The organism is Alcanivorax profundi (assembly GCF_003597125.1).
Classification (GTDB): domain Bacteria; phylum Pseudomonadota; class Gammaproteobacteria; order Pseudomonadales; family Alcanivoracaceae; genus Alcanivorax; species Alcanivorax profundi.
Map to the genome: position 1 here is coordinate 87,850 of NZ_QYYA01000003.1, position 25,329 is coordinate 113,178.

21 protein-coding genes are annotated in these 25,329 nt (G+C 58.2%); 11 read left to right on the forward strand and 10 right to left on the reverse strand.

What is annotated here, in order from left to right; translation table 11 throughout:
* Nucleotides 1-8 precede the first annotated feature (8 nt).
* From accB to dsbD, 3 genes are all read right to left on the reverse strand, one after another.
* Complete coding sequence (gene accB / locus D4A39_RS10365) at nt 9-470, reverse strand: acetyl-CoA carboxylase biotin carboxyl carrier protein (protein ID WP_022984648.1); 462 nt, start codon at nt 468-470, stop codon at nt 9-11.
* A 17-nt stretch (nt 471-487) separates the two neighbouring features.
* Nucleotides 488-934, reverse strand: coding sequence for a type II 3-dehydroquinate dehydratase (gene aroQ, locus D4A39_RS10370; protein WP_119918065.1), 447 nt, complete (start codon nt 932-934; stop codon nt 488-490).
* 464 nt (nt 935-1,398) lie between these two features.
* Complete coding sequence (gene dsbD, locus D4A39_RS10375; protein WP_233552465.1) at nt 1,399-3,273, reverse strand: protein-disulfide reductase DsbD; 1,875 nt, start codon at nt 3,271-3,273, stop codon at nt 1,399-1,401.
* 208 nt (nt 3,274-3,481) lie between these two features.
* Between dsbD and D4A39_RS10380 the strand changes: the two genes are divergently transcribed.
* Entirely contained in the window at nt 3,482-4,489 is a 1,008-nt protein-coding gene (locus tag D4A39_RS10380; RefSeq protein ID WP_031226136.1) for a DUF2333 family protein, read from the forward strand.
* Nucleotides 4,490-4,644: 155 nt separating this feature from the next.
* On the opposite strand, the gene D4A39_RS10385 is transcribed toward D4A39_RS10380, so the two are convergent.
* Nucleotides 4,645-5,517: a metal-dependent hydrolase gene (locus D4A39_RS10385; protein WP_102790708.1), complete on the reverse strand. Its 873-nt coding sequence runs from the start codon at nt 5,515-5,517 to the stop codon at nt 4,645-4,647.
* 363 nt (nt 5,518-5,880) lie between these two features.
* Here D4A39_RS10385 and D4A39_RS10390 point away from each other — a divergent pair, with 363 nt between their 5' ends.
* Together D4A39_RS10390 and roxB are read left to right on the forward strand one after the other, a co-directional pair.
* Complete coding sequence (locus D4A39_RS10390) at nt 5,881-6,909, forward strand: helix-turn-helix domain-containing protein (protein WP_119918067.1); 1,029 nt, start codon at nt 5,881-5,883, stop codon at nt 6,907-6,909.
* Nucleotides 6,910-7,251: 342 nt separating this feature from the next.
* Complete coding sequence (gene roxB / locus D4A39_RS10395) at nt 7,252-9,312, forward strand: rubber dioxygenase RoxB (RefSeq protein WP_022986784.1); 2,061 nt, start codon at nt 7,252-7,254, stop codon at nt 9,310-9,312.
* Between the two features lie 215 nt (nt 9,313-9,527).
* Here roxB and ppa read toward each other — a convergent pair whose 3' ends face one another.
* The 3 genes from ppa to D4A39_RS10410 form a co-directional block, all read right to left on the reverse strand.
* Complete coding sequence (ppa, locus tag D4A39_RS10400; protein WP_022986785.1) at nt 9,528-10,061, reverse strand: inorganic diphosphatase; 534 nt, start codon at nt 10,059-10,061, stop codon at nt 9,528-9,530.
* A 149-nt stretch (nt 10,062-10,210) separates the two neighbouring features.
* A complete protein-coding gene (locus tag D4A39_RS10405) occupies nt 10,211-10,576 on the reverse strand; it encodes a rhodanese-like domain-containing protein (RefSeq protein ID WP_022986786.1) in 366 nt (121 codons plus the stop codon).
* The gene (locus D4A39_RS10410) at nt 10,573-10,758 is read right to left on the reverse strand and encodes a hypothetical protein (protein WP_022986787.1); all 186 of its coding nucleotides are present in this window, start codon (nt 10,756-10,758) and stop codon (nt 10,573-10,575) included. Before D4A39_RS10410 ends, D4A39_RS10405 begins: the two co-directional genes overlap by 4 nt.
* Before the next feature lie 142 nt (nt 10,759-10,900).
* Between D4A39_RS10410 and upp the strand changes: the two genes are divergently transcribed.
* From upp to murI, 3 genes are all read left to right on the forward strand, one after another.
* Nucleotides 10,901-11,527, forward strand: a complete 627-nt coding sequence (gene upp / locus D4A39_RS10415) for a uracil phosphoribosyltransferase (protein ID WP_022986788.1) — start codon at nt 10,901-10,903, stop codon at nt 11,525-11,527.
* Nucleotides 11,528-11,553: 26 nt separating this feature from the next.
* Complete coding sequence (locus tag D4A39_RS10420) at nt 11,554-12,861, forward strand: uracil-xanthine permease family protein (RefSeq protein ID WP_119918068.1); 1,308 nt, start codon at nt 11,554-11,556, stop codon at nt 12,859-12,861.
* Between the two features lie 103 nt (nt 12,862-12,964).
* Entirely contained in the window at nt 12,965-13,759 is a 795-nt protein-coding gene (gene murI, locus D4A39_RS10425) for a glutamate racemase (RefSeq protein ID WP_022986790.1), read from the forward strand.
* 360 nt (nt 13,760-14,119) lie between these two features.
* Here murI and D4A39_RS10430 read toward each other — a convergent pair whose 3' ends face one another.
* Nucleotides 14,120-15,382: a 6-phosphofructokinase gene (locus D4A39_RS10430; protein ID WP_022986791.1), complete on the reverse strand. Its 1,263-nt coding sequence runs from the start codon at nt 15,380-15,382 to the stop codon at nt 14,120-14,122.
* A 258-nt stretch (nt 15,383-15,640) separates the two neighbouring features.
* Here D4A39_RS10430 and D4A39_RS10435 point away from each other — a divergent pair, with 258 nt between their 5' ends.
* Nucleotides 15,641-16,165, forward strand: a complete 525-nt coding sequence (locus D4A39_RS10435) for a hypothetical protein (RefSeq protein WP_119918069.1) — start codon at nt 15,641-15,643, stop codon at nt 16,163-16,165.
* A gap of 147 nt (nt 16,166-16,312) precedes the next feature.
* On the opposite strand, the gene D4A39_RS10440 is transcribed toward D4A39_RS10435, so the two are convergent.
* Nucleotides 16,313-17,206, reverse strand: coding sequence for a response regulator transcription factor (locus tag D4A39_RS10440; protein ID WP_102790724.1), 894 nt, complete (start codon nt 17,204-17,206; stop codon nt 16,313-16,315).
* Nucleotides 17,203-20,553, reverse strand: coding sequence for a hybrid sensor histidine kinase/response regulator (locus D4A39_RS10445; protein ID WP_031227144.1), 3,351 nt, complete (start codon nt 20,551-20,553; stop codon nt 17,203-17,205). Before D4A39_RS10445 ends, D4A39_RS10440 begins: the two co-directional genes overlap by 4 nt.
* A gap of 307 nt (nt 20,554-20,860) precedes the next feature.
* Here D4A39_RS10445 and urtA point away from each other — a divergent pair, with 307 nt between their 5' ends.
* The 4 genes from urtA to urtD all read left to right on the forward strand — a co-directional run bounded on the left by urtA (nt 20,861) and on the right by urtD (nt 25,327).
* A complete protein-coding gene (urtA, locus tag D4A39_RS10450) occupies nt 20,861-22,117 on the forward strand; it encodes an urea ABC transporter substrate-binding protein (RefSeq protein ID WP_031227146.1) in 1,257 nt (418 codons plus the stop codon).
* A gap of 385 nt (nt 22,118-22,502) precedes the next feature.
* On the forward strand, nt 22,503-23,429 hold the full coding sequence (gene urtB / locus D4A39_RS10455; RefSeq protein WP_022986797.1) for an urea ABC transporter permease subunit UrtB: 927 nt from the start codon (nt 22,503-22,505) through the stop codon (nt 23,427-23,429).
* A gap of 9 nt (nt 23,430-23,438) precedes the next feature.
* Entirely contained in the window at nt 23,439-24,581 is a 1,143-nt protein-coding gene (urtC, locus tag D4A39_RS10460; RefSeq protein ID WP_119918070.1) for an urea ABC transporter permease subunit UrtC, read from the forward strand.
* On the forward strand, nt 24,578-25,327 hold the full coding sequence (gene urtD / locus D4A39_RS10465; protein WP_022986799.1) for an urea ABC transporter ATP-binding protein UrtD: 750 nt from the start codon (nt 24,578-24,580) through the stop codon (nt 25,325-25,327). Before urtC ends, urtD begins: the two co-directional genes overlap by 4 nt.
* Nucleotides 25,328-25,329 lie beyond the last annotated feature (2 nt).

Below are 25,329 nucleotides of genomic sequence, written 5' to 3' on the forward strand. Positions count from 1 at the left end.
AGCTCTCCTTAAACGATGGAGAACAGAGGCTGATCAAACTCAACCGGTTCGCCGTCTTCTACCAGGATGGCATCAATGGTGCCGGACTTGTCTGCTTCGATCTGGTTCATCATTTTCATGGCTTCGACGATGCACAGCACATCGCCGGCTTGAACCTTTTTGCCTACTTCGGCGAACATCGGCGCGCCTGGTGCCGGGGAGCGATAGAAGGTGCCCACCATGGGAGAGCGAACCAGGTGGCCGCTGGGGGTTTCTGCGGCCGGGGCCGCGGCCTCTGCTGCGGGTGCCGGAGCAGCAGCCGGTGCGGCGGGGGCCGCTTGCGGGGCGGCGTAGTACTGGGCCGGTGCAGCCGCTACCTTGTTGCCACCACGGCTGATGCGAACGGACTCTTCGCCTTCGCAGATTTCCAGTTCTTCAATGCCAGACTCTTCCAGCAGCTCAATCAGTTTCTTGATCTTGCGAATATCCATGTCTCTAAACCATCCAGTTATGCGTTGGGGGCCAGTTGTTCAAGGGCAGCAGTAAGGGCGAGCTGGTAGCCGGTGGCTCCCAGGCCGCAGATCACGCCGCGGGCGATATCAGAAAAATAGGACTGATGGCGGAACGTTTCCCGGTCATGCACGTTGGACAAGTGCACTTCAATAAAGGGGATCGCTACGCCAAGCAGGGCATCACGCAACGCCACACTGGTGTGGGTGAATGCTGCCGGGTTGATAATGATGAAATCGATGCCTTCGGTACGGGCATCGTGAATACGCTCGATCAGCTCGTACTCCGCATTGCTCTGCAGGTGCTGCAGATGGTGGCCGGCGTCGCTGGCCTGCTGCTGAAGTTGCTGATTGATGTCGGCCAGGGTGGTATGGCCGTACTTTTCCGGCTCGCGGGTGCCAAGCAGGTTCAGGTTGGGGCCATGCAGGACCAGAATGGAAGCCAAATCGGGTCTCCCTGGAAACGTGTCGTTATTTGTTGTGAACGTGCGGGAAATTGGCTAGGAATCCTTCGCTTTCTCGCACCAATGCAATACTAGGGGGATTTCATGGCAGAAAAAAGGCTTTTACAACATTCGTTACAAGTTGACGGAAGATGCCGGGATATCGGTACTGTTTCACGATTTTTGTTTAGGGGGTGGAGGCGCTGGCTATCAGTTTTTGGCTACGAGGCGCGGGACGGGCTGTGTGGGCTGGCAGACAGTGCCCGCGGAGCAGAGTTGAAAATTCAAAGTTGAAAGGGAAAGACACACCGGGAGAGGGGAGCGATTGCGGTGGCGGGGTCAGAGAGAAGAGGCCGCGAGTGACGCGTTGCGAGTTTCAAAGGTAAAACCTGGCCATTCTGCACCGGTGTTGGGGGTTGGCCTTTCGCAACGCGTTACTCAAAACCCGTTTCTTTCTTGTTGCCGCCTTACAGGTGAGGCATCACCCTGGCGTTAAGGTGCTCAATAAAGCGTTCCGGTCCCATTTCACCCAGTACCCGGGATTTGGGGATTTCGTTGCTGGCAGGGGTGAAGAACACCAGGGCCGGCAAGCCGAGGATGTTGTATTGCGCCATGATGGCCTGGCTGTCGGCGTTGATCTCGGTGATATCCACCCGGTAGAGGTCAAAGCCTTGCATTTTGGAGAGCACGGTTGCGTTGCTGAGGGTGGTTTCCTCCAGCACCTTGCAGGCGACACACCATTCGGCGAAGAAATCCACCAACACGGGCTTGCCCGCCTGGCGGGACGCGGCCAGTGCCTGCTCCAGTGATGCCTTGCCGACAACCGTTTTCCATGGGCCGTGGTCCTGTGTGGCCGGGTTGGCTTGCTGCTGCACTGTTGCTGCCGGCTGGGTGAGCGGCTGCAAGGGTTGCAGCGGATCGCTGCCGCCACTGAGCGCGCCAACAATCATCACTGAGCCGTAGAGTGCCAGCACCAGCGCCACACCTCGCTTGAGGCGAGCCAGGCCTTCGCCGGCGGCATCCAGCGCGCCAAGCTGTACGCCATAGATAGCCAGCAGTAACCCGTACAGGCCGAGGGTGAGCGTGTCGCTGATGATACGATCCAGTAGCCAGATGGCCACGCCCAACATAACCACGCCGAAGAAGCGCTTGATCTCTTCCATCCACATGCCGGCTCGTGGCAGCAGGCTACCGCCGCCGGTACCAAAGATGATCAGTGGCACGCCCATGCCGATGGACAGGGCGAACAATGATGCTGCGCCGGTGGCGGCATCGCCGCTGGCCGCCACATAAATCAGCGCGCCAGCCAGAATCGGTGTCACACAGGGCGAAACCACCAGTGCTGAGATGGCCCCCATGATGCCCGCTCCGAGCAGACTGCCGCGTTTTTCCTGCCCGGGCTGATGTAGCTTGTCGCGCAGGAATTGAGGGAGCTGCAGTTCATAGAGGCCGAACATGGAAAGTGACAGGAGCACAAAGATCACCACGGAGGTGATGATCGCTGCGGGCTGCTGCAGAAGGAATTGCAGGTTCAGTCCTGCGCCAAACAGGGCAACCAGAAGCCCTGCCAACGTATAGGGTAATGCCACCCCCAGAACATAGGCACAGCTCAGGACAAATCCCCTTGTTGCGCTGGGGTTGTCCTGGCCGGCAATGATGCCTGACAAAATCGGCACCATCGGAAACACGCAGGGGGTAAATGCCAGTAACAGGCCGCCGACAAAGAACAGGCCTACGATCAGGCCAATGGACTGGTTTTCCATCCATTCATTGAAGGCATTGGCATCATCGGAATTCAGGGTGTCAAAGAAATCCGCGTCGTCAGAGGCGACCGGGCTGGTGGGCGACGCGGCGGGCGACTTTTTTTCCGGCTGGGGGCTGGCAAATTCAACGATCTTTTTGGTGGGGGGATAACACAGGGTGTCTTCGATACAGCCCTGGTAACGCACTTCCAGTCGGGTATCTACCAGCGGCACGGATTGCAGCGGCAAGGCCAGTGACAGGCGGTGAAAATAGACTTCCACATCACCAAAGATCTCGTCGGTCTTGGCTTTGCCCTCCGGCAGGGTGAAATCGGAGAAGTCATCCAGCACGTTGCCGTTGGTATCGGTCAGGGTGAACTTGAACTGGTGCTGGTAAAGATAGAGGTTGTCGTACAGCTCAAAGTCGAGCAGCACTTGCTGGTTGTCCCAGTCGGCATCGGTGACCAGTACGATGGCTTCATCTACGGTGGGCAAACGATCCTGATCGCCAAACAGACTGTCAGCATTCGCATGGGCAGTCATAAAGACTGGTACCAGGGCAACCAGCAGCAAGCAGTGCCGCCAAATCAACATCATCATATTCTCCCGTCCGTCCCTCAGCCCGGATTCAGACCGCGAGACAGCGCCACGGTTCCTGAGGCCACAAGCGGGCTATTGTCGTCATCTGGGGCGGGCAAGGCAAAGGGCAATAGGCTGACCGCAACAACACGCTGACGAATGCAGGAGGGTTGGGTGTTGGGCTCATCCCTCATGTATAGTGAGTGACGGACTGATCTTGGGAGTGATCATGAGTAACGAGAAGTTCAGCGAAAAAATGGGGGATGCAATGCTGGACCCCCGCAACAACCGGATCTGGAAAGGATTGATGTGGTTGCTGGTACTGCTGCTGCTGGTCGATGTGTTGCTTGGCTGGTACTGGAGCCAGGAACCTGATCTGCGCACGGTGACCCCTGTGCCCGATGCGGTGCCGGGTGAAACCACCACCCGTGAGCTGATTTTTGTTGCCGATACCTTGCTGTCCAAGCCGGGTGGTTACCTGAGTAATGACATTCTGCCCCATCGTCTGTGGCTGGATAACATGCCTAGCTGGGAATATGGCGCGCTGGTACAGGTGCGGGATTTCACCCGGGTATTGCGCCGGGACATGAGCCGTTCCCAGTCCCAGAGCCAGGAAGACCGCGACCTGGCCATTGCCGAACCCCAGTTCAACTTTGACGCCAAAAGCTGGACCATGCCGGCCACCGAAAGTGAGTACCGCCGCGGGATCAGCGCCCTGCAGCGCTACCTGGACCGGTTGACTGACGCCAACGAAAACGACGGCAAGTTCTACGCTCGTGCAGATAACCTCAACTACTGGCTGAACGAAGTGCAGAACCGGTTGGGGTCCCTGAGTCTCAAACTCAGCCAGAGCGTCGGCCGTAGCCAGCTCAACGTGGACAAGGATGGTGCCCTGGCCATGGCCAAGGTGGATGCCGACGAGGAATTTGTGAAAACCCCGTGGCTGAAAATCGATGATGCGTTTTATGAGGCCCGTGGTGCCACCTGGGCGCTTGCGCAACTGATGCGCGCAGCGGAAGTGGATTTCGCCGAAGTGCTGCGCAAGAAAAACGCCACCGTCAGCTTCCGCCAGATGGTGCGCGAACTGGAAGCCACCCAGGAAACCGTGTGGAGCCCGATGATCCTCAACGGCGACGGCTTCGGCATGCTCGCCAACCACTCGCTGGTGATGGCCAACTATGTTTCGCGTGCCAACGCAGCGTTGATTGATTTGCGCAAGCTGTTGGTGGAAGGCTGAGACTTCAGTGAACAGTTAACAGTGAATAGTGAACAGCGTCGCGGGCCTGGTCTTTCAGGGTCTTCAACGCAAGAGGCCGCGCTCAAAGGTTGGGCGCGGCCTCTTGCGTTGAAAAACAGTAAAACGTTGCTCGCGCAACTGTTCACTATTCACTGTTAACTGTTCACTGCCATTTTCTTCCCCTTAGGCTCAGGCAGCGTCTTGCGCCATTCCTCGATCAGGGCGCTGTTGTCATCGTCCCAGGGGTGGAAGCCGGGTTTCAGGTAGGAGAACCAGGCGGGGATGATGCTGCTGATCACGCCTTTGTAGCCGAAGCCTTTCCACAGACCTTTTGCCAGGGTCAGGGGCTTCTTGTGGACGTTGTCCCGTTTGAGCATTTGCCAGGTGAAGTAGCTTGAAAAGCCGATCAGGTAGGCAGTGCTGGAGAGGAACAGCCGTTGGCGTTCCAGGTAGTTGCCGTTGACGTCTTTGTACAGGTCGTAGGCCACCGCCTTGTGTTCGGTCTCTTCGATGGCGTGCCACACCCACAGGTTTCGTACTGCCGGGTCCATCTTGTTCATCAGGTCCGGGCGGCGAAGAATGGCGTCAGCCAGAATCGCGGTGAAATGCTCCAGGCCTGCGGTGGCGGCCAGTTGCTGGCGTTTGCTCATGTGCTTGCGGGCACCGGCTAACAGTTTGTTGGTAACGGCCAGGGCCTTGCCGACGATGTCGTCGTACTTGCCATCAGCAATCAGGTCGTTGAAGGCCTGGTGCTCCAGTGAATGCATGGCCTCCTGGCCGATAAAACCGGAAATGTCCTTCTGGCGATCCTTGTCATCGACCTGGTCACGCAGGGCACGAACCGAATCCACAAAGAAACGCTCACCGTCAGGAAACGTCAGCGACAGGATGTTCAGCAGGTGTGTCAGTACCGGGTCGTTATCGAACCAGTAGTCATCGTGCTGTAGGCCTTCAAAAGAGAACCCCATGCGACGAGGGGTAATCGGGACCGAAGGGTGGGTGTGTTTTTTCACCAGAGACAAATTCATTTTACACTCCGGGCAATATGCCGTTGATGACATCGCTCAATGCGAGGAGCCTCTAAATGACTCCTTGTGTACTCAGCGTGACCTGAAGCGTGCAGCTGTTGTGTCTTGTCTCGATGGTCAGGGTGGTGTCCTTTTCGAGAGGCAAGGCGCAGCAGATGTGCGCTTCAGGTCGCGCCCTCCGGGTCTTCCAGGCCGGCCCGCACTCGTTGTTGCATTTTCTCGACAGGCAACCAGCATGCCTTCAAAAATGCGCCTAGATTGCGAGCCGGCCTGAAAGACTGAGCACACAAGGAGTCATTTAGAGGCTCCTGAGCTACTATGCGATGTCATGCAGTTAATGGTCTTGTCGCGGAGGGCCAACAAATGGTGAGTTCGGGCCGTCCTTGGGGAAATGCCGGTGTTCCTGGCATTTATGTGGTGTTGCTCTATGACCTGTTGGTCTCGCTGGACCTTGATGCCCCCGCCTTGCTGGCGGGGTTGGGGGTCAGCCGGGATGAGTTGCTGGCGGTAGACCGGCGGGTATCCATGTCGCTGGCCCAGACGGTGGCGGAGCGTGGCGTGGAAATGGTGGGGGAGCGCGGTCTGGGGTTTCGCTATGCCCGGGCCATGAGTATTACCCTACATGGGCCTGTGGGCCTGTTGGCGCTGTCCAGCGCCAGCGCCCAGGATGCACTGGATGCCGCCTGCCGTTTTCTCGGCTTGCGGGCCCCTTTTCTGGAAATTCATCAGGCCCGAAAAGGGGACTTTGCCCACCTGCAATTGCGCAGTACCCGCTCGTTGGGGATTGCTCATGACTTCATTATTGAGGCCATGCTGGTTGGGCTCGTGTTTATGGTCGAGCAGCTGCTGGAGACCTTGCCGGAGGGGACACTGATCCATCGGCAAGGTACTGCCCCGGAGTGGCTGTCTGCGTTGAAAAAGGACGTGGGCGTGCCGGTGTTATTCGAGCAGTCCAGCGATGCGCTGATTTTCCCGTTGTCAGCGTTGGCGGCGCGGCCGCGGTTGGCTGACCCCCAGGTGGCCGCCATTGCCCGAGAGCAGTGTGAGATGCAATTTCGTCAATGGCGCACAGAAGAGGAAGGGGTGACCGCAGAGCGGATTCGCACCGCCTTGCAGGACCACCCGGCACCGCTGCCCTCACTGGAAGCCATGGCGGACCGGTTGGCGGTCTCTGCCCGAACCCTGAAACGGCATTTGCAGCAGGCCGGGCTCAGCTATCGTCAGTTGCAGGATGAAGAGCGTTATCGGCAGGCGCAACGGTTGCTGGAAAAGCCTGATCTCAGTATCAGTGAGGTGGCTTACACGCTGGGCTACAGCGATGTGGCCAACTTCTCCAAGGCGTTCAAGCGCTGGAGTGGGGTGACCCCGAAGGGGTACCGAGACGGTGGGTGAGACGGCCTGACTGTGAGTCTTGCTGCATACCGTATGTCGGCTGAGGCAGGTTTTCAGGTAGGCTTCAATGAGAGGGGATTTCTATTTAGCTTTTTGAAAGTAAAGGAATTATTTAACTGAGTGCAATATTTTCCGTAAGCAAAGAAGTTAACAGTGAGACATATTTATATATTTGACTCATTTTGGCCGCTTTTGTAGCTTCCTTTGCCGTGACCTGGGGGTCACGAAATAACAAAGGAAGAGAAGTGGGCCGAACTCGGGCACTCGGGTACACGCATTGCGCCCCTTTTCCTCCACCTAGCCATCCCATGCTGGTGCGATCACGCACCTGGAGGATCAGCCATGCTGCAGCAAGCCGAGGGGGCGCCCTCATTTCTCCTGTTTCGTTTCTTTCTTCCGGTTTTTCTCCTGGCGTTGGTCGCCCCAGCCTGTGCTGCGTCGGATGCGTTGCTCGACAGTAAGCACGGAGGCTCTGCCCAGTGGGATTTCTGTTACGGCAAACCGGATAACACCCTCATGCCGGAAGATCCGCGCACTCTGGTGCAGCCCGGTATCAGTGATGGCCGCGCGGTGCACTTCAATGCCTACTGGAAAGAATGTCACCTCAATCCTGAGCTGGTGAAGGAGGAGGGGCACCCCACGACTTGTGGCGGCTTACGTCAACGTTTCTATCACGGTGAGGGGTTAATGGACACCGGCGGTCCGAACGTTGCTGCCTTGTTCGCAGGGCAGGATCCGACTCTACCCGAAGCGGGTTACGGCATGTCCACGTTCAGCGCTCAACAATTTAACCAGGTATGGCGGATCTGGGGAGGCTTTGCGTTCCGCCCGGATAATTTCGATCAGTTGGTTGCCGAGCGTTATGGTTCGGGCTTTGGCGACAGCCCCAATCCCTACCCTTTGCCCGGTGAAGACCCCAACCGTACTGATGGCGGTTCCGGCAAGTTGCCGGAGATGTTTACCCAGCTGCGCAACCCGGATGGGTCATGGAGTGGCCGTATCGGGGTGACCTGCCATGCTTGCCACAGCGGCGTGGCAGGTTCCCGCGAGGGAACGGGGCCAGGCGTGATCTACGGCGGTGGCAGCAGTCTTGCCGATCTGGATTTGTTGCTCCGCGACATGTTGCCGCTGGGCTACCCGGCGTCGATGGCCACCTTTGCCAACCTTAACCGCAGCCGTGGTACCAACAATGCCAGTGACATTAATCTGGCATTCCTGTTTCCGGATGAGGAGCCATTGACGCCAGCGGAAGTCATTGGCGTGATGAATTCCGGTTCCACGGCAGACATGGACACGCCAGCCTGGTGGAACATGGGGCATCGTCCGGTGAAATTTGTTGATGGGGTATTTCCCATGGATGCCGGTCGTGTGGACATGGTGTTCTACACCCCCTTCTTCGGGTTGTTTGGTGCGATGGGCGGACCGGTCAGTGAACGGGGGCAGGACTGGATGCGCGCCCACGGACCGGCGGTGAATACCTGGATCGAAGGGCTCAAATCACCGGAGTATCCCTATCCGGTCGATGACGCACTGGCACGGGAAGGGGCAGAGCTGTTCCATACCCTGGACATGTGGGCGCCGGAACGTAACAACGCCATTCCCCGTCCGCAAGGCAACGGTTCCTGTGCCGGTTGTCATGGTGCCTACGCCAAGCGGTATGCGGACGATCCTGATTTCCTGGCCACGCCGGAGCTGGAAGGCATGGCGGGCTACATTGTGCCCATGGATATTATCGGGACCGATCCGGTACGCCTGGAAACCAACAATGAGGCTGTCCAGCTAGCCGGGGCCAAAAATTTCTTCGGCTATCCTGCAACCCGTGGCACCAGCCAGGATTGTGGACCGCAAAATCAGGAGCGTCTTCGCGGTGACCGTGAGCCTGGTTATCTGGCTCCGCCTCTTTACGGCGTTTGGGCCTCTGCCCCGTACTTCCACAACGGTTCGGTCCCCAACGTCTGGGAAATTCTGGATCCCGCTGCCCGACAACCGCTGTGGCGGCGCCAATCTGCTCCGGCGCGCTGGGACCAGAAGGGCCGGGTAGTGATGGGCTATGACACGGATCTGGATCGCGCTTACGACCAGCAGCGACTTGGCTGGAAATACGAGACTGTGAAGTGCGAGCATCGGACCTGGTGGAATCCTGCGGTTACGCCGTATCTGAACTGTGATCCCAATGACGAAGAGAAAGACCCGCTGTTCGAGCAGATCATGTCTCGTTTGTATTCCAATCTGGTCCTGAGCTGGAACATCCTCAATCCGCCCACGCTGACCCGTGACCAGATGGAAGACCGCAAGATCTTCAACACTCACATGCACGGCAAGGGCAACGAGGGTCACGAGTTCAATGCCGTGCTGACAGATCACGAACGCCGGGCCATCGTGGAGTACCTGAAAACCCTGTAGGGGCGTTGCAGGTGGTCAACCCAAGGGCAGCGTTGGCTGCCCTTTTTGCGTTTAGTGTGAAACCCGGATTGGGAGGCGGTCTTGCCCTGACCGTCGGATTCCCTGTGATGCAACGCAGAGAGGCCGCCCTCATCGCTGGGGGCGGCCTCTCGTGACCGGCGCAATGCCAGTCCTGGGCAACGCGTTAACGGCAAACGCGTGCCGATCTGTGCGTCTTACTTGCTGCTTTCGTAAGCTTCAACAGACTTCAGGATCTCGGCCTTGGCGGCGTCAACGCCGTCCCAGCCGTCAACTTTCACCCATTTGCCTGCTTCGAGATCCTTGTAGTTCTCGAAGAAGTGTTTGATCTGGGCCAGCAGCAGCTCGGGCAGATCGTTGATGTCTTTCACGTTGTCGTACAGCTTGGTCAGCTTGGTGTGCGGTACGGCAACCAGCTTGGCATCCTTACCGGCTTCGTCGGTCATGTTCAGGATGCCAACCGGGCGGCAGCGGATTACGGAACCGGGAACCACCGGGTAAGGGGTGACAACCAGCACGTCCAGCGGGTCACCATCTTCGGACAGGGTGTTGGGGATGTAGCCGTAGTTGGCCGGGTAGAACATGGGAGTTGCCATGAAACGGTCGACGAATACGGCGTTGCTGTCTTTATCGATCTCGTACTTGATCGGGTCAGCGTTGGCCGGGATCTCGATGGCCACGTAAATGTCTTCCGGAATCTCTTTACCGGCGGGAACCTTAGCAAAATCCATGGTCTGTCCTTCTCAACAGGGTTGGTGGTGGGCGCGGATTATAGCAACGGCGAGGGCTCGCGGCTAATGGCCGAAGGTCGTAGCGGGGGAAGGAATGGGAATATGCTTATTCCGGTGCCAGTAGAGGGCACCGGAGTAAGAAAAAGGGCTTATTTGCTGGCTTGCCAGCCCGGGAAATTACCATCCAGAAGCTTCACATGCTTGAACCCGGCGTTTTCCAGTGTGGTGGCGGCCGCACTGGCGCGTCGGCCGGACTGGCAGTACAGCACGATCTCTTCCTTCTGGTACTTCTCAAGCATATCCAGATGGTGCTCAACGTTCTTTGCTGGCACCAGAATAGCACCAGGAATGTGTCCGGCCAGGTATTCGTCCTCATCGCGAACGTCGATGATGATCGGGGTGTTGCCGCTTTGCATCGCCTGTTTCAGCTCACTGATGCTGATGCTGTCTGCGGCCCACAGGGGGCCGGCGAGCAGCGCGCAGGTGATAACAAGGATCTGGATCAGTGACTTCATAGTTGTGACTCCTGTCGAAGGGTTTCCCATTCCTGCAGTTCCTCCCAGAGCTTGTCGGCGTCGCGAACCATACTGGCGATGGACGGTTTGGCGGCCGGGTTGGAGAAACTGGCGGCCAGCGCGCGGCTGGCACACTCATAAACAAACTCTTTTCGCTGCATTTCGGCAAGGGTCTTGTTCACGGTCTGGTCCTGATTTTTCTTTTCTTTGACATTAGCACCGACAAACCGGGTGCGATACCCCGGTGGACAGCATGTACACCAGTGACATTTGTGCTGTAACCCGCACAATACGCGCAGACCGTTTTTTCTGGAGCCAACACCCATGTCCCTACACGAAATTCGCCACCCCCTCGTCAAGCACAAGCTGGGTTTGCTCCGTCAGCAGAGCCTGAGCACGCGCAGTTTTCGCCAGCTCACCGCGGAGGTGGGCAGCCTGCTGACCTATGAGGCGACCAGCGATCTCGAGCTGGAAGACTACAAGGTGGATACCTGGATGGGCCCGGCACCGGCCCAGCGAATCAAGGGAAAGAAGGTCACGGTAGTGCCGATTCTGCGTGCCGGCATTGGCATGCTCGACGGGGTGCTGGAATTGATTCCCAGTGCCAAGGTCAGTGTGGTGGGGGTGTATCGGGATGAGGAAACCCTGGAACCGGTGGCGTATTTCGAGAAGCTCGCCCATGACATTGATGAGCGGCTGGCGCTGGTGATCGACCCCATGCTGGCGACCGGCGGTTCTCTGGTGGCGTGCATCGACATGCTCAAGAAAGCCGGTTGCAAACAGATTCGTGCGTTGGTGCTGGTGGCGGCGCCAGAAGGTATCGAGAAGGTCACGGCGGCCCACCCGGATGTGGATATCTATACCGCGTCGGTGGATCAGGGACTGAATGACGCAGGCTATATCGTGCCCGGGCTTGGTGATGCCGGTGACAAGATCTTTGGCACGCGGTAAAAGTCGGACGTGAATGGGAGAAAGGCATGAGCCAGGCGGGCGGTTTCTGGAACTGGAAAATCATCCTGATCGGAGCGCAAATGCTGTTTGTGGCGTTTGGCGCAATGGTGCTGATGCCGCTGTTGACCGGACTCGATCCCAGCGTGGCGCTGTTCACCGCAGGCTTGGGGACGCTGCTGTTTCAGTGGATTACCCGGCGTTCCATTCCGGTGTTTCTGGCTTCATCGTTTGTGTTTGTCGCGCCAATCTCCCATGGGGTAGAGCAGTGGGGCGTACCGGCAACTATGGGCGCGCTGCTGTGTACGGCGGTGGTGTATGTGATTCTGGGAGCGCTGGTGAAGTGGCGTGGCCCGGGGTTTCTGCACAAGCTGATGCCCCCGGTTGTCACGGGGCCAATCATCATGGTGATTGGTCTGAGCCTGGCGCCCACCGCGGTGAATTTCGCTATGGGCCTGTCCGGAAATGGCGAGACAGCGTTGTTTCCCTACGGTGAAGCATTGCTGGTGGCCATGATCTCCCTGCTTACCACGATGCTGGTGGCCACGCTGGGGCACGGGTTGTTCCGGCTGCTGCCTATTCTGTGCGGTGTGCTGACCGGTTATCTGACCGCCCTGTTCATGGGAATGGTGGATTTCTCTGCGGTGGGTCAGGCCAGCTGGCTGGCGGTGCCCACCTTTATTGCTCCCACCTTCTACTGGCCGGCGATTCTGTTCATGGTGCCGGTGGCGCTGGCCCCGGCGATTGAGCATGTGGGGGATGTGTTGGCAATCAGTAATGTCACCGGCAAGGACTATATTCGCAAGCCCGGTTTGCACCGCACCCTTACAGGGGACGGTGTCGCCAGCATGGCGGCGGCACTGTTTGGTGGGCCACCCAATACGACCTATTCCGAAGTGACGGGTGCTGTGATGCTGACCCGGGTGTTTAATCCGGTGGTGATGACCTGGACAGCCATCTTTGCCATTACTCTGGCCTTTATCGGCAAGTTCGGTTTGTTGTTGCAGAGCATTCCGACACCAGTGATGGGGGGCATCCTGATTCTGATGTTCGGCTCCATCGCCAGTGTGGGCATGAATACGCTGATCAAGGCGCAGGTCGATCTGCACGCTCAGCGCAATCTGGTGATCGTGGCGGTGACCCTGATCTTTGGAATTGGCGGTATGGTCATGGGTAATGGCGACTTTACCCTGCAGGGGATCAGCCTGTGTGGTTTGGTGGCGGTTATCCTGAATCAGGTGTTGCCGGCGGCACCGGAGCAGGCGGATGACCTGCACCAAGAGCAGGCCTTTGTCGACGATCTGCTGGATCATGCCCGGGAAAAGAAACAGCCATGAAATGGGCTCGCTGGCGTGAAAAAAGCAGAGCCGGGCTCTGCGAGCGGGTGTGCCTTGCAGTACAATCGCCCTTACTCAACGGCAAGATTGAGCCAATCGCTTGATGAACCTGTCTTCCCCCATCGGTATTTTCGACTCCGGCATTGGCGGCCTGTCGGTTGCCCGGGCTGTGCGTGAGCGTTTGCCAGCGGAAGATATTCTTTATGTAGCAGATTCCTGTCATGCGCCTTACGGAGACAAGAGCGATGACTTTATCCGTGAACGTATGCATGCGATCACGGAGCTGTTGCTGAAATGTGGCGCAAGGGCAGTTGTGGTGGCCTGTAATACCGCCACCACCGCGGCGATCACTCAATTGCGCGACAGCTTTTCGGTGCCGATCATTGGCGTGGAGCCGGGTGTGAAGCCTGCGGTTGAAAACACGCGAAGTGGTGTGGTGGGTGTGCTTGCCACACCGAGAACCCTGCAAACCCATTCCTTTGAAAACCTGGCCGCACGTTTCAGCAGCAATGTGAAGTTGCTGGTGCAGCCCTGCCCGCGCCTGGTTCATCAGGTCGAAGCGCTGGATTTTGATGGCGCCGAGACGCGTGATCTGCTGCGGGAATACGTCTCCCCGTTGCTGGCGGAGAAGGCAGATACCCTTGTGCTGGGTTGTACTCATTACCATTTTCTGGCCGAGCAGATCGCCGCCGTGGCGGGGCCGGATGTGACCATCATCAGCACCCAGCAGGCCGTGGCCCGGGAAGTGGCACGGCGGTTGGAGCTGCACGGCTTGCTGACGGCAGGCGGGAGGGAAGGGCGGGCAGGGTTTGTTTCAACAGGCGACGAGACTCGCTTCAGAACACAGCTTGATACACTGTGGGGTCCGGGTGGAATGATTTATCCCTTCCCTTGGTAGCGTTGGTTATTCGCTACTTTTACCCTTCGGGCCGTCCTGCAGGCGTTTGTTCGCTGCGGCGACTACCCAACTCCTTAAAATACGATTTTTACTACCGAACACACTGAGCGTTAAACCTTGTTTTCCTCTTTGAACTCGGGGTAATTTTTTCCTGGCTGGTGAACGCGTGGCGAGCAACGCACTTGCGGATAGGTTTACGTTCTGCGTTTAGTGGCAAGCCTGTCGTGGGGGGGGCGCCGGACCTACGGCGTCACAGGATTGAACTGGTTTGGCGTATTGCCTTTTCCAGAGGGGGCTAACGGCCCCAGGGCAAAAAAAAGCCCCGCGGTGCGGGGCTTTTTTTGATAGCTTCGAGGGCATTTATACGTCGAAGACGTCGTTCAACTTCTTCGCCACCGGTGCCAGCTTGAGCTTGGCGAACTGGGGCAAACCATTCTTGTAAGGAGGGTAGGATTCGCCACCGATCAGCGGGGCCAGGTACTCGCGCGCTGACGGGGTGATGCCGAAACCATCTTTGCTGATGAACTTGCGCGGCATGGGCTTTTCCACGTTGGCGACTTTCTTCAGCGGGGCCTCACCGATGGTCCAGCTGTATTTCTTGGTCTTCTTGCGCTCGATGGTGGGCATCACCGCGTTCTTGCCGGCGACAGCAAATTCCACCGCAGCACGGCCGACCGCGTAGGCTTGCTCCATGTCGGTGGCTGAACCGATATGGCGGGCCGCCCGCTGCAGGTAGTCACTCACCGCCCAGTGGTATTTATAACCCAGCTCTGCTTTCACCATCTGCGCAATGACCGGCGCGACGCCACCCAGTTGTTTGTGGCCGAAGGCGTCGGTGGTGCCAGCGTCAGCCAGGAAGGTGCCGTCTTCATAACGGGCACCTTCGGAGACCACGATGACGCAGTAGCCCACTTTTTCAACGGTGGCCTGTACCTTCTTCATGAAGGCTGCCTTGTCGAAGGCGATTTCGGGGAACAGGATCAGATGCGGAGCATCGTCGTTCTCTTCCTTGGCCAGGCCCGCGGCGGCGGCGATCCAGCCTGCGTGACGGCCCATCACTTCCATGACGAACACCTTGGTGGAGGTGGCGCACATGCTGGCCACGTCCAGGGCGGCTTCACGGCAGCTCACGGCGGTGTATTTGGCGACGGAGCCAAAGCCCGGAGACACGTCGGTGAAAGGCAGGTCGTTGTCCACGGTCTTGGGGACGTGGATGGCCTGGATCGGGTAGCCCATTTTTTCTGACAGCTGGGAGACCTTCAGGCAGGTGTCAGCGGAATCGCCGCCACCGTTGTAAAAGAAATAGCCAATATTGTGCGCCTTGAAGACCTCGATCAGTCGCTCGTATTCGCGCTGGGAGGTTTTCAGGTCTTTCAGTTTGTAGCGACAGGAGCCGAAGGCACCACCGGGGGTGTACTTGAGCGCGTCAATGGCACTTTTGCTTTCTTTGCTGGTGTCGATCAGTTCTTCGGTGAGGGCACCGATAATGCCGTTGCGGCCGGCGTAAACCTTGCCGATGACATCCTTGTTCTCACGGGCGGCTTCGATCACGCCGGCAGCGGAGGCATTGATGACGGCGGTAACACCGCCAGACTGAGCGTAGAAAGCGTTTTTACGCGCCATGTGACAGACCCCTTGGTTCGATTTGTGGGCATTCTAGCGAAGGCAGGGCGGAAACACACCCGATGTTGTCGGACGAAGCAGCTTCGAGCCATGTGCTACGAGCTACGAAACGCGGGATAGCAAGCCATCAATCTGATTCGCTGTGCCCGCGAGCATAGGGCACGGAAGGATCTGCACCTTGCGCTTTTAGCTTTTTCTGATGGCTCGTCGCTCATAGCTGGTAGCTGTTTTTCCCCCGCTCTGGAAGAATAGCGCCCCATGAATGCACTCATTACCTTGTTCTGGCGGTTAGCCATCTTTCGGGCCAGCCCGGAACACACACCCTATTCCCAGTCTGTGTTTGCGCTGGTGCTGTTGCTGTGGTCCGGCCTGCAGTTACTGGTTGGTCTGTTGCAGCAGGGCTTGCCTGCGTCATTGCTGCTGGGTAGCCAGTGGATTGCGTTGACCGTATTGCTGGGTGGCACTTTCATGATGCTGGCCTTCAAGGGGCTCGGTGGGCGCTGGCTGCAGACGGCGACCTCTCTGGTGGGGGTGGATGTGGTGTTGTCGCTGGCCAATCTGCCGTTGTTGCTCAGTGGCTGGTTGTTCGGACCCGGCGCTGACTGGGTGCAGGTGTTTATTCTGCTGCTGGTGAGCTGGCAATTGGCCGCCCAGGCATTCATTTTTCATCGTGCCCTGAATGTGGGGCCTTTCCTGGGGTTAGGCATTGCCATGGCCTTGCTGGTGGCCAGCTATGGCAGCGTGGCGGTGCTGTTACCTGCGGTAATGGCCCCGGCGGGGTAGGAAATCGCCGCAAGCTACAAGGCGCGGCTTTACGCTATCGGATCGACGATGCTGTACCCGCGATCATGGCGCTGTGGTTCGCGGGGAAAGCGTTCAAGGTGTGGCGAAACCGGCTCTCGTGTTGCAGCTTGAAGCTTGCCGCTGTCCTCAATACCGCGTCAGCAGCTGGATCACCATGGCGGCAGCAGCGGTGCGATTCTCCACGCCCAGCTTGCGAAAGATCTGTTCCAGATGCTTGTTTACCGTACGAGGACTCAGTTCCAGGATCTGGGCAATTTCCCGGTTGGTTTTGCCGTGGGCGATCCAGGCCAGCACCTGGGCTTCGCGTTGCGTCACGTGCAAGGCGGTTTTCAGCATCTCCAGTTCGGCATCACTGTCATGGTGCAGCAAACGGAAAAGGTGTTCGTGGTTTTCGGCCTGGCCGAGATAACGCACCTGCAGGTTGCCCGGCAGCTGGTTGAGTTGTTGTCCACGTTCCGGTTGGTGGCTCATCCACCGTTGAATCGCCTCGGCCAGCTGTTCGCGGGGAACGCCGGTCTTGTCCAGCAGCTGTTCCACTTGTGGTGTTGCCCAGCGCCATTCGCCTGCCGGGGTGGTAGAGAAGCTGGTCTGGCCCAGGCGGTCCAATGTGGTGTGGGCGCTTTGGGTCATGCGGGCGTTGTTCAGGTGGACGCGGATCCGGGCAATCAATTCGTCGGGGCGCACCGGTTTGGTCACGTAGTCGACGCCACCGGCTTCCAGGCCGCGAACCACATCTTCGCTTTCGGTCAGCCCGGTCATGAAAATCACCGGGACGGATGACAGGGAAGGGTGCTGTTTCAGCCGGCGGCAGGTTTCGAAACCGTCCAGGTTCGGCATGATGGCATCCATCAGAATCAGGTCCGGTGTCATCTTCTCGGCGATGCCCAGGGCCTGCTGGCCCTCCAGTGCGACCAGGGCGGTCAGCCCCGCCTGATCCAGTGCGTGATGAATCATGCCAAGGGAATCAGGGGAGTCGTCGACGACCAGAATCAGGTCTTTGCGTTGTTGGGCGGCGTTCATGCGGCAGTCTCCAGCAGGCGGATCACCGCCTGAAAATCAAACAGGGTCAATCGGGAATCCAGATCGCCGGCCAGGGCGGTGGGCAGTTGTCCCTTGGCTTTGGCTTCGTCCAGGCGCTCGCGCAGGGCGCTGAGGTGGCCAATCTCGGCCAGTGCCAGTAGCTCATCGCGTAGTGTCTGGTCGAGCAGGATCACCGGTTCTTCGGTAACAGGAATGCGTTTCTGCGGGGCGCTGTTTTGGTGTAGCCAGGTCAGGCCCAGTTGCCGGGCCAGGCAATCCACCAGCGCGTTCAACTTGAACGGCTTGGTGAGGTAATCATTGTGCAGCCCTTCCGGGATGTCTGGCTGGTTTTCGCGGGCGTTGCCCGACAGCATCACGATGGGCCCGCGGTAGCCCTGGCGGCGAATATGCTGGGCGGTTTCCCAGCCGCTCATGCCCGGCATGGAGATATCCATCAGGATCAGATCCGGGTTGATATGTCGCGCCAGTTGCATGCCGGTTTCCCCGTCCGGTGCTTCATTGAGCACAAAGCCCAGTGGCGTCAGCAGATCGCTGATCAGGCCGCGGTGAGAAGGGTCGTCATCGATAATCAGCAGGCTCTTTCGCTCACCGGTATAGCCGATCACCGGGCTGCGCTCCTGGTGGACGGGATCCGGGCCATTGAGGCGTGACAGCATCACAGAGAGGCGGAATTCACTGCCTTGCCCGGGTGTACTGCTGACCTGAATGTCGCCGCCCATGATATCGGCCAGTAGTTTGGTGATCGTCAGTCCCAGGCCGGTGCCGTGAACACTGGGAATACCGGGCTTTCGCACGCGCTCGAAGGGGCGGAAAATCCGCTGCAAGTCTTCCTCGTCGATGCCCACGCCGGTATCGGCAATGGAGAACTCGGCCACCTGGTTGCGATAGCGGAAGGTCAGGGTGACCTGTCCCTCGCGGGTAAACTTGATGGCATTGGAAAGCAGATTGATAAGAATCTGCCGTAGCCGTTTTTCATCGGTGGTAACCCAGCCGGGGATCGGGGTCTTGCTGCGGAATTCGAAGCCGATACCTTTTTCGGCCGCCTGTAACTGGAACATGGTGACCAGCTCGTCGATCAGTTCCGGGACGCAAACCTGATTGCGATACAGTTCCAGCCGACCGGCTTCAATCTTGGAAATTTCCAGCAAGCCTTCGATCAGATCTGACAGGTGCTCGGTACTGCGACGAATAGCGCCGATGGCATCGCGGCGGTTGTCCGGGATGGTGGGGTCCTGTTCCAGCAATTGTGCGTAACCGAAGGCTGCATTCAATGGCGAGCGCAGCTCATGGCTGAGACCGGTGAGATAGCGGCTCTTGGCCTGGTTGGCGGCCTCAGCAAGCTCTTTGGCTTTTTGCAGCTCCCGGTCAGTCTTTTCGTGGGCCTTGATTTCTTCCATCAGCATGCGTGTTTGTCGACGGCTTTCCTCCTGGGCCACCACCCGGCTTTCGTGGGCCAGCACGAACAGCCAGGCCACCACGCCGCTGATGATGATGAGAATGGCAAACACCTTGATCAGCGTGTCAGCCATCAGCGCTTGAACGTGGGGATCGCTGACCGGAATCTGGTAATACACCAGTGACAGCAGGCCGCTCATGATCAGTGTGATGGCAACCAGCAGACCGAGGAAGTGGCCCATGCGTGACCGCAGTGGTCGAATCATGGTGTCCGGTAACAGGCCGCCGAGCCATTCCATCATTTGTTCGGAAAAACGTGCGTTGGTTTTGCAGCTGTCGTTGCAGCGGGCATCCAGCGAACAGCACAGGGAGCAGATCGGCCCGTTATAGGCCGGGCAGAAGGCCATGTCTTCACGATCAAAGGTGTGCTCGCAGATACAGCAGGCGTGGCCCTCCAGCTCCCGGGTGGAATCCGGGGTGCGGGCAATGTAATAGCGGCTGCGGGTAAGGAGCGCCAGCAGGGGGGTGGTAACGAAGGTGCTGGCCAGGGCAATGAAGGACGCAAGGGCCTCCGGTGTGGCGCCCCACAGGCCGGTCTTGGCGGTCAGGCCGATCCCGGTGGCAATGAGCATGGAGCCAAAACCCACCGGGTTGAGGTCATAGAGGTAGGCCCGTTTGAATTCGATGTGTTTGGGGCTGAGCCCCAGCGGCTTGTTGATGACCAGATCCGCGACCAGCGCTCCCATCCAGCCCACGGCCACCAGCGCATAACTGCCAAGGATGGATTCAAAGGCTCGATAGATACCGATTTCCATCAGCACCAGGGCAATCACGACATTGAAGACCAGCCAGACCACCCGGCCCGGGTGACTGTGGGTTAGCCGCGAGAAAAAATTGGACCAGGCAATGGAGCCGGCGTAGGCATTGGTGACGTTGATCTTGAGCTGGGAAAGGATGACGAAAATTCCGGCCAGCGCCAGCAGAAAGGTGGGGTTGGTGGTCACATGACTGAAAGCCACCAGGTACATGTGCATGGGTTCCTGGGCTTGTTCCAGCGGCAGGCCATGGTAAAAGGCGAGCACGGCCAGAAAGGAGCCGGCCAATACCTTAAGGCCGCCAATCACCGTCCAGCCTGGCCCGCCGCACAGCAGCGCCAGCCACCAGCGCGCCCGGTTGCCCTTGCGCGATTCGGGCATGAAGCGAAGAAAATCCACCTGCTCGCCAATCTGGGCTACCAGTGAAAACAGCACCGTGGCGCCGGCCCCGAACATGATCAGGTTGAAATGGCCGCCATCGTTGTTAAGCCCTTCAAAGGCGGTCCAGCGCGGTAAGGTTGAGGGGTCCTGAAACAGAATGAACACGAACGGCAGCAGTTGCAGCAGCACCCACAGGGGCTGGGTCCATAACTGGAAGCGGGTGAGGGTGGTGATGCCATGGATGACCAGTGGAATCGCCACCAGAGAGCTGATCAGGTACCCGATCGTGAGGGGAATGCCAAACAGGATCTCCAGTGCCATGGCCATGATGGCCGCCTCCAGGGCAAAGAAGATAAAGGTGAACGAGGCGTAGATCAGTGAGGTGAGCGTGGAGCCCAGGTAGCCGAAGCCCGCGCCGCGAGTCAGCAGATCGATATCCACCCCGTAGCGGGCGGCGTAGTAACTCACCGGCAGGCCAAGCAAAAAGATCACCGCCATCACCGCCACGCAGGCCGCCATGGCGTTGATGAAGCCGTAGTTGAGCGTCATGGCGCCGCCAATGGCTTCCAGCGCCAGAAAGGTCACTGCGCCAATGGCGGTGCCGGCCACCCGGCCGGCAGACCAGCGCCGGGCGCCCTTGCCGGTAAAACGCAGGGCAAAGTCTTCCAGGGTCTGGTTTGCCACCCACTGGTTGTAGCTTCGGCGTACGCGAAATATGCGCTGTTCAATGGCCATAGGGGGACCCGGTTCGGCAGCGGAAATCCCTGTCGCGGACGCCGTGTACATGTGCAAGCAGGCCATCATGGCCTGCGCAGCCCCCGGAAAACGGGGCATCTGGCAATGCTCTGAATTGATGCATATTCCATGCCCGTTTATTTACTTCGCGCCTGAGCATAGGTGGCTTTGGGTGGCCCCGGTATGCGTCAAATGACGTACCTCGATGGCGCAATCTCCGAATGGGAGGCAGGGGGGCAGATTTCCATACTCGTTGGCGAGGGAAACGACGTGCTTCCCGTGACATTCGCTGATGAGGGGTACACCAATGAAATTGAGCAAAACCCGTTCTGCTAACCAACGGTCGTCCTGGACGCGCCGTCACCTGCTGGGGGGGCTGATGGCGTTACCTGCGCTGTTTGCCTTGTCCAATTCCGCACTGGCGGACGCTGCCAATACCACCGGGCTGGCGGTGACCGACGACACGGTGAAGGTAGGTATCCTGCACTCCATCACCGGCACCATGGCGATCAGTGAGACCGGTTCTGTGCAGGCCGAGAAGCTGGCCATCGAACAGATCAACGCCTCCGGGGGTGTACTCGGTCGCCAGATCGAATATATCCAGGAAGATGGCGCCAGTGACTGGCCTACCTTCGCTGAGAAATCCCGCAAGCTGCTGGTGAACGACAAGGTGGCCGCCGTGTTCGGTTGCTGGACTTCCGCTTCCCGTAAAGCGGTACTGCCGGTGTTCGAGCAATACAACGGCATGCTGTATTACCCGACGTTCTACGAAGGTCTGGAACAGTCACCCAACGTGATCTACACCGGTCAGGAGGCGACTCAGCAGATTCTGGCAAGCATCGACTGGTTGGCCAAAGAGAAGGGTGCCAAGACTTTCTACCTGCTCGGCTCTGACTATATCTGGCCGCGTACCTCCAACAAGATTGCCCGCAAGCACATCGACAAGCTGGGCCTGAAAGTGGTGGGTGAAGAGTACTACCCACTGGGTCACACCCAGTTCAACTCCGTGATCAACAAGATCAAGTTGAAGAAGCCTGATGTGATCTTTGCTTCTGTGGTGGGCGGTTCCAACGTGGCCTTCTACAAGCAGATGAAAGCCGCCGGTGTCGATCTCACCAAAGAGAAGCCGCTGCTGATGACCATCTCGGTAACCGAAGATGAAATCCTGGGTATTGGCGGTGAAAACGTGGAAGGTGCCTACGCCTCCATGAAGTACTTCCAGAGCCTGACCAACTCCAACAACGAAGCCTTCGTGAAAGCGTTCAAGGAACGCTGGGGCGATGACATCGTGATTGGTGACGTGACCCAGGCGGCTTACCTCGGCCCCTGGCTGTGGAAAGCTGCGGTGGAAAAAGCCGGCTCTTTCGATATCGAAAAAGTGCAGGCCGCTTCTCCCGGCATCGAGCTGACCACTGCGCCTGAAGGTTATGTGCGCATTCACGAGAACCATCACCTGTGGTCCAAGGCACGAATCGGCCAGGCCCAGACTGATGGTCAGTACAAAGTGATCTACGAAACTGAAGACCTGATGGAGCCGGATCCGTTCCCGGAAGGTTACCAGTAAGCACTTGCGTAGGGAGCCTGTGCACGACTTATTGCGTGCTCTGGCTTCCAGGATGGCTCGCAATCTAGGCGCAATTTTGAAGGCATGTGTCGACCTGTCGAAAAATTGCAACAACGAGTGCGGGCCATCATGGAAGCCCCGAAGGGCGTGACCTGAAGCATGCATCTGCTGCGCTTCGTCACTAGGAAAGGAAACCACCCTGTCCGTCGCGACGAAACACAACATCTGCACGCTTCAGGTCACGCAGAGCACACAATCAGTCGTGTACAGGCTCCCACGGCGCCCAAGTTTGATCGGGCGTCGGCCTTTCCTTTCCTGACCTGTTTTTTTGTCTTGCCGCTTTACCTAATCACAGTACGCCAATCACTGTTCGGGAGTACCTGCCATGTTCGCTGACTACACCATGACGGAGTTGACCTCGATCTTCGCCATGCAGGGATTTGCCGGCCTGTCGCTGTTTTCCATCTTTGTGCTGATGGCGCTGGGGCTGGCCATTATTTTTGGGCAAATGGGCGTGATCAACATGGCCCATGGTGAGTTCATGATTCTGGGTGCCTACACCACGTATCTGACTGCCCAGGTGTTTGAAAGTGTTATGCCCGGTTTATACGGGGGTTATTTCTTTGTGGCCATGATATTGGCCTTTGTCGTCACCTTTGCACTGGGGGCATTGGTGGAATGGTTGATGATACGGCATCTCTATCATCGCCCCCTGGATACCTTGCTGGCCACCTGGGGCCTGAGTCTGATTCTTCAACAGACCTACCGCAGTGTGTTCGGCGCCCGTGAAGTGGGGGTTAGCCTGCCGGACTGGATGATGGGCTCCATTGCTGTCACGGATCTGGTGGAGATCCCCATCAACGGATTGTTTGTGATGGTGCTGTCGTTGCTGATCGCCTTCGCCGTTTACCTGCTGATGTTCCGTTCCGGTTGGGGCCGTCAGGTGCGCGCCGTGGTGCAGAACCGTCCCATGGCCGAAGCTGTGGGTATCGACAGTGGCCGGGTTGACCGGGTCACCTTCGCGTTGGGTTGCGGCATCGCCGGTGTGGCGGGTAGCGCCTTTACCATGATTGGTTCCACCGGCCCGACCTCTGGTCAGCTGTATATCGTCGATACCTTCCTGGTGGTGGTGTTCGGTGGCGCCCAGAGTCTGCTTGGCACCATTGCTTCTGCCTTCACCATTTCCCAGGCCCAGTCCACCATGGAGTTCTTCCTGAGTGGTTCCATGGCCAAGGTTCTGACCCTGCTGTTTGTGGTCGGCATTCTGATGCTGCGCCCGCAAGGTCTGTTCGCCCTGAAAGTGCGTCGCTAGGAGGCTGCCATGAAAGCAAATCTGTTCATCGAATGGTTGAAGTCCCGCGAGGGCATCTACTATGTGCTGCTGGCGCTGCTGCTGGTAGTGGTCTTCCCGCTGGCACTGGATTCTTTCCGCCTCAACATGGTCGGCAAGTACCTGACCTATGCCTTCGCGGCCATGGGACTGGTGTTGTGCTGGGGCCGCAGTGGCATTCTCAGCCTGGGGCAGGGGATCTTCTTCGGCCTGGGCGGTTACTGCATGGCCATGTTCCTCAAGCTGGAAGCGTCCAGCCCGGAGAACACCGCCATTCAGTCCACCCCGGGGATTCCTGACTTCATGGACTGGAACCAGCTCACCGCGCTGCCGTGGTTCTGGGAACCCTTCCACAGCTTTTCCTTCACCCTGATTGCGGTGCTGGCGGTACCCGCCTTGCTGGCCTTCATCATTGCGGTGGCCATGTTCAAGCGCCGTGTGGGTGGCGTGTACTTCGCCATCATCACCCAGGCCATTGCCGCTATCCTGACCATTCTGATCATCGGTCAGCAGGGCTTCACTGGCGGAGTCAACGGGATTACCGATCTGCGTACCCTGATGGGCTGGGATATCCGCACGGATGAAGCCAAGACACTGCTCTACTTCGTGTGTGTGGGCATGCTGTTTGTTTGCCTGATCGTGGGTGCCTGGGTGATGCGCAGCAAGCTTGGCCGCATTCTGCTGGCCATGCGTGACCAGGAAGACCGGGTGCGATTCTCCGGTTATGACGTGGCGTCCTTCAAGATCTTTGTGTTCTGTCTGGCGGCCATGTTTGCCGGTGTCGGTGGCGCCATGTTCACCCTGCAGGTGGGTTTCATGTCTCCGTCGTTCGTGGGCATCGTGCCGTCCATCGAAATGGTGATCCTGTGCGCGGTGGGTGGCCGCAACTCCCTGCTGGGTGCCATCTACGGTGCACTGATTGTGAATGCCGCCAAGACCTTCTTCTCTGAGTCTTTCCCGGAATTGTGGCTGTACGGCCTGGGCGTGCTGTTTATCGCTGTGGTACTGGCCTTCCCGGATGGTCTTGCCGGTCTCTATCGCCGCTATGTGATGCCGCTGGAAAGCAAACTGCCGGCAATACTGCGCCGTGGCAATGCTGAAGCACAAACCCTGCCTGTGGAGGAAGCCAAATGAGCCCGAGCAAACAAGATTTCATTCTTGCGGTAGAAGGGTTGACGGTGTCTTTCGATGGCTTCAAGGCCGTGAATGATCTGTCCCTGTACCTGGAGCCAAAGGAAATTCGCGTGATCATCGGCCCTAATGGGGCGGGCAAGACCACGGTGCTGGATCTGATCTGCGGCAAGACCAAGGCCACGGACGGCTCCATCAAGTTCCAGGGGAAAGAGCTGACCAAGATGAGCGAGCACAACATTGTTCGCGCCGGGGTCGGGCGCAAATTCCAGAACCCGTCCATCTATGAAGATCTCACTGTGTTTGAAAACCTGGAAGTGTCCTACCCCGCCGGACGGTCGGTGATCGGTGCGCTGGCCTTCAAGCGAGATGCTGCGGTAATTGAAGCGGTGGAGGAAGTGGCAGAAACCATCTTCCTCACCGACATGTTGCATCAGGAAGCCGCTCTGCTTAGCCATGGCCAGAAGCAGTGGTTGGAGATCGGCATGCTGCTGATCCAGAAGCCGGATCTTTTGATGCTGGATGAGCCAGTGGCGGGCATGTCTGTGGCGGAGCGGAAAAAAACCGCCGAGCTGCTGCGGGTGATTACCGAGAACCACACCGTGCTGGTGATCGAGCATGACATGCAGTTTGTCGGCGACATTGCCGACCGGGTGACGGTGATGCATCAGGGCAAGGTGTTGTCCGAAGGCTCCATTGATCACGTCAAGCAGGATCCAAAAGTCATCGAAGTTTATCTGGGACACTGACG

What these genes read in the sequence shown, in the direction of transcription:
- murI (WP_022986790.1), top strand. Translation starts at nt 12,965, where the DNA reads ATGAACCTGTCTTCCCCCATCGGTATTTTCGACTCCGGCATTGGCGGC.
- upp (WP_022986788.1), top strand. Translation starts at nt 10,901, where the DNA reads ATGTCCCTACACGAAATTCGCCACCCCCTCGTCAAGCACAAGCTGGGT.
- D4A39_RS10445 (WP_031227144.1), bottom strand. Translation starts at nt 20,553, where the DNA reads ATGGCCATTGAACAGCGCATATTTCGCGTACGCCGAAGCTACAACCAG.
- ppa (WP_022986785.1), bottom strand. Translation starts at nt 10,061, where the DNA reads ATGGATTTTGCTAAGGTTCCCGCCGGTAAAGAGATTCCGGAAGACATT.
- urtA (WP_031227146.1), top strand. Translation starts at nt 20,861, where the DNA reads ATGAAATTGAGCAAAACCCGTTCTGCTAACCAACGGTCGTCCTGGACG.
- roxB (WP_022986784.1), top strand. Translation starts at nt 7,252, where the DNA reads ATGCTGCAGCAAGCCGAGGGGGCGCCCTCATTTCTCCTGTTTCGTTTC.
- urtC (WP_119918070.1), top strand. Translation starts at nt 23,439, where the DNA reads ATGAAAGCAAATCTGTTCATCGAATGGTTGAAGTCCCGCGAGGGCATC.
- D4A39_RS10385 (WP_102790708.1), bottom strand. Translation starts at nt 5,517, where the DNA reads ATGAATTTGTCTCTGGTGAAAAAACACACCCACCCTTCGGTCCCGATT.
- urtD (WP_022986799.1), top strand. Translation starts at nt 24,578, where the DNA reads ATGAGCCCGAGCAAACAAGATTTCATTCTTGCGGTAGAAGGGTTGACG.
- dsbD (WP_233552465.1), bottom strand. Translation starts at nt 3,273, where the DNA reads ATGATGATGTTGATTTGGCGGCACTGCTTGCTGCTGGTTGCCCTGGTA.
- D4A39_RS10435 (WP_119918069.1), top strand. Translation starts at nt 15,641, where the DNA reads ATGAATGCACTCATTACCTTGTTCTGGCGGTTAGCCATCTTTCGGGCC.
- D4A39_RS10405 (WP_022986786.1), bottom strand. Translation starts at nt 10,576, where the DNA reads ATGAAGTCACTGATCCAGATCCTTGTTATCACCTGCGCGCTGCTCGCC.
- D4A39_RS10390 (WP_119918067.1), top strand. Translation starts at nt 5,881, where the DNA reads ATGGTGAGTTCGGGCCGTCCTTGGGGAAATGCCGGTGTTCCTGGCATT.
- D4A39_RS10420 (WP_119918068.1), top strand. Translation starts at nt 11,554, where the DNA reads ATGAGCCAGGCGGGCGGTTTCTGGAACTGGAAAATCATCCTGATCGGA.
- D4A39_RS10380 (WP_031226136.1), top strand. Translation starts at nt 3,482, where the DNA reads ATGAGTAACGAGAAGTTCAGCGAAAAAATGGGGGATGCAATGCTGGAC.
- D4A39_RS10440 (WP_102790724.1), bottom strand. Translation starts at nt 17,206, where the DNA reads ATGAACGCCGCCCAACAACGCAAAGACCTGATTCTGGTCGTCGACGAC.
- accB (WP_022984648.1), bottom strand. Translation starts at nt 470, where the DNA reads ATGGATATTCGCAAGATCAAGAAACTGATTGAGCTGCTGGAAGAGTCT.
- urtB (WP_022986797.1), top strand. Translation starts at nt 22,503, where the DNA reads ATGTTCGCTGACTACACCATGACGGAGTTGACCTCGATCTTCGCCATG.
- D4A39_RS10430 (WP_022986791.1), bottom strand. Translation starts at nt 15,382, where the DNA reads ATGGCGCGTAAAAACGCTTTCTACGCTCAGTCTGGCGGTGTTACCGCC.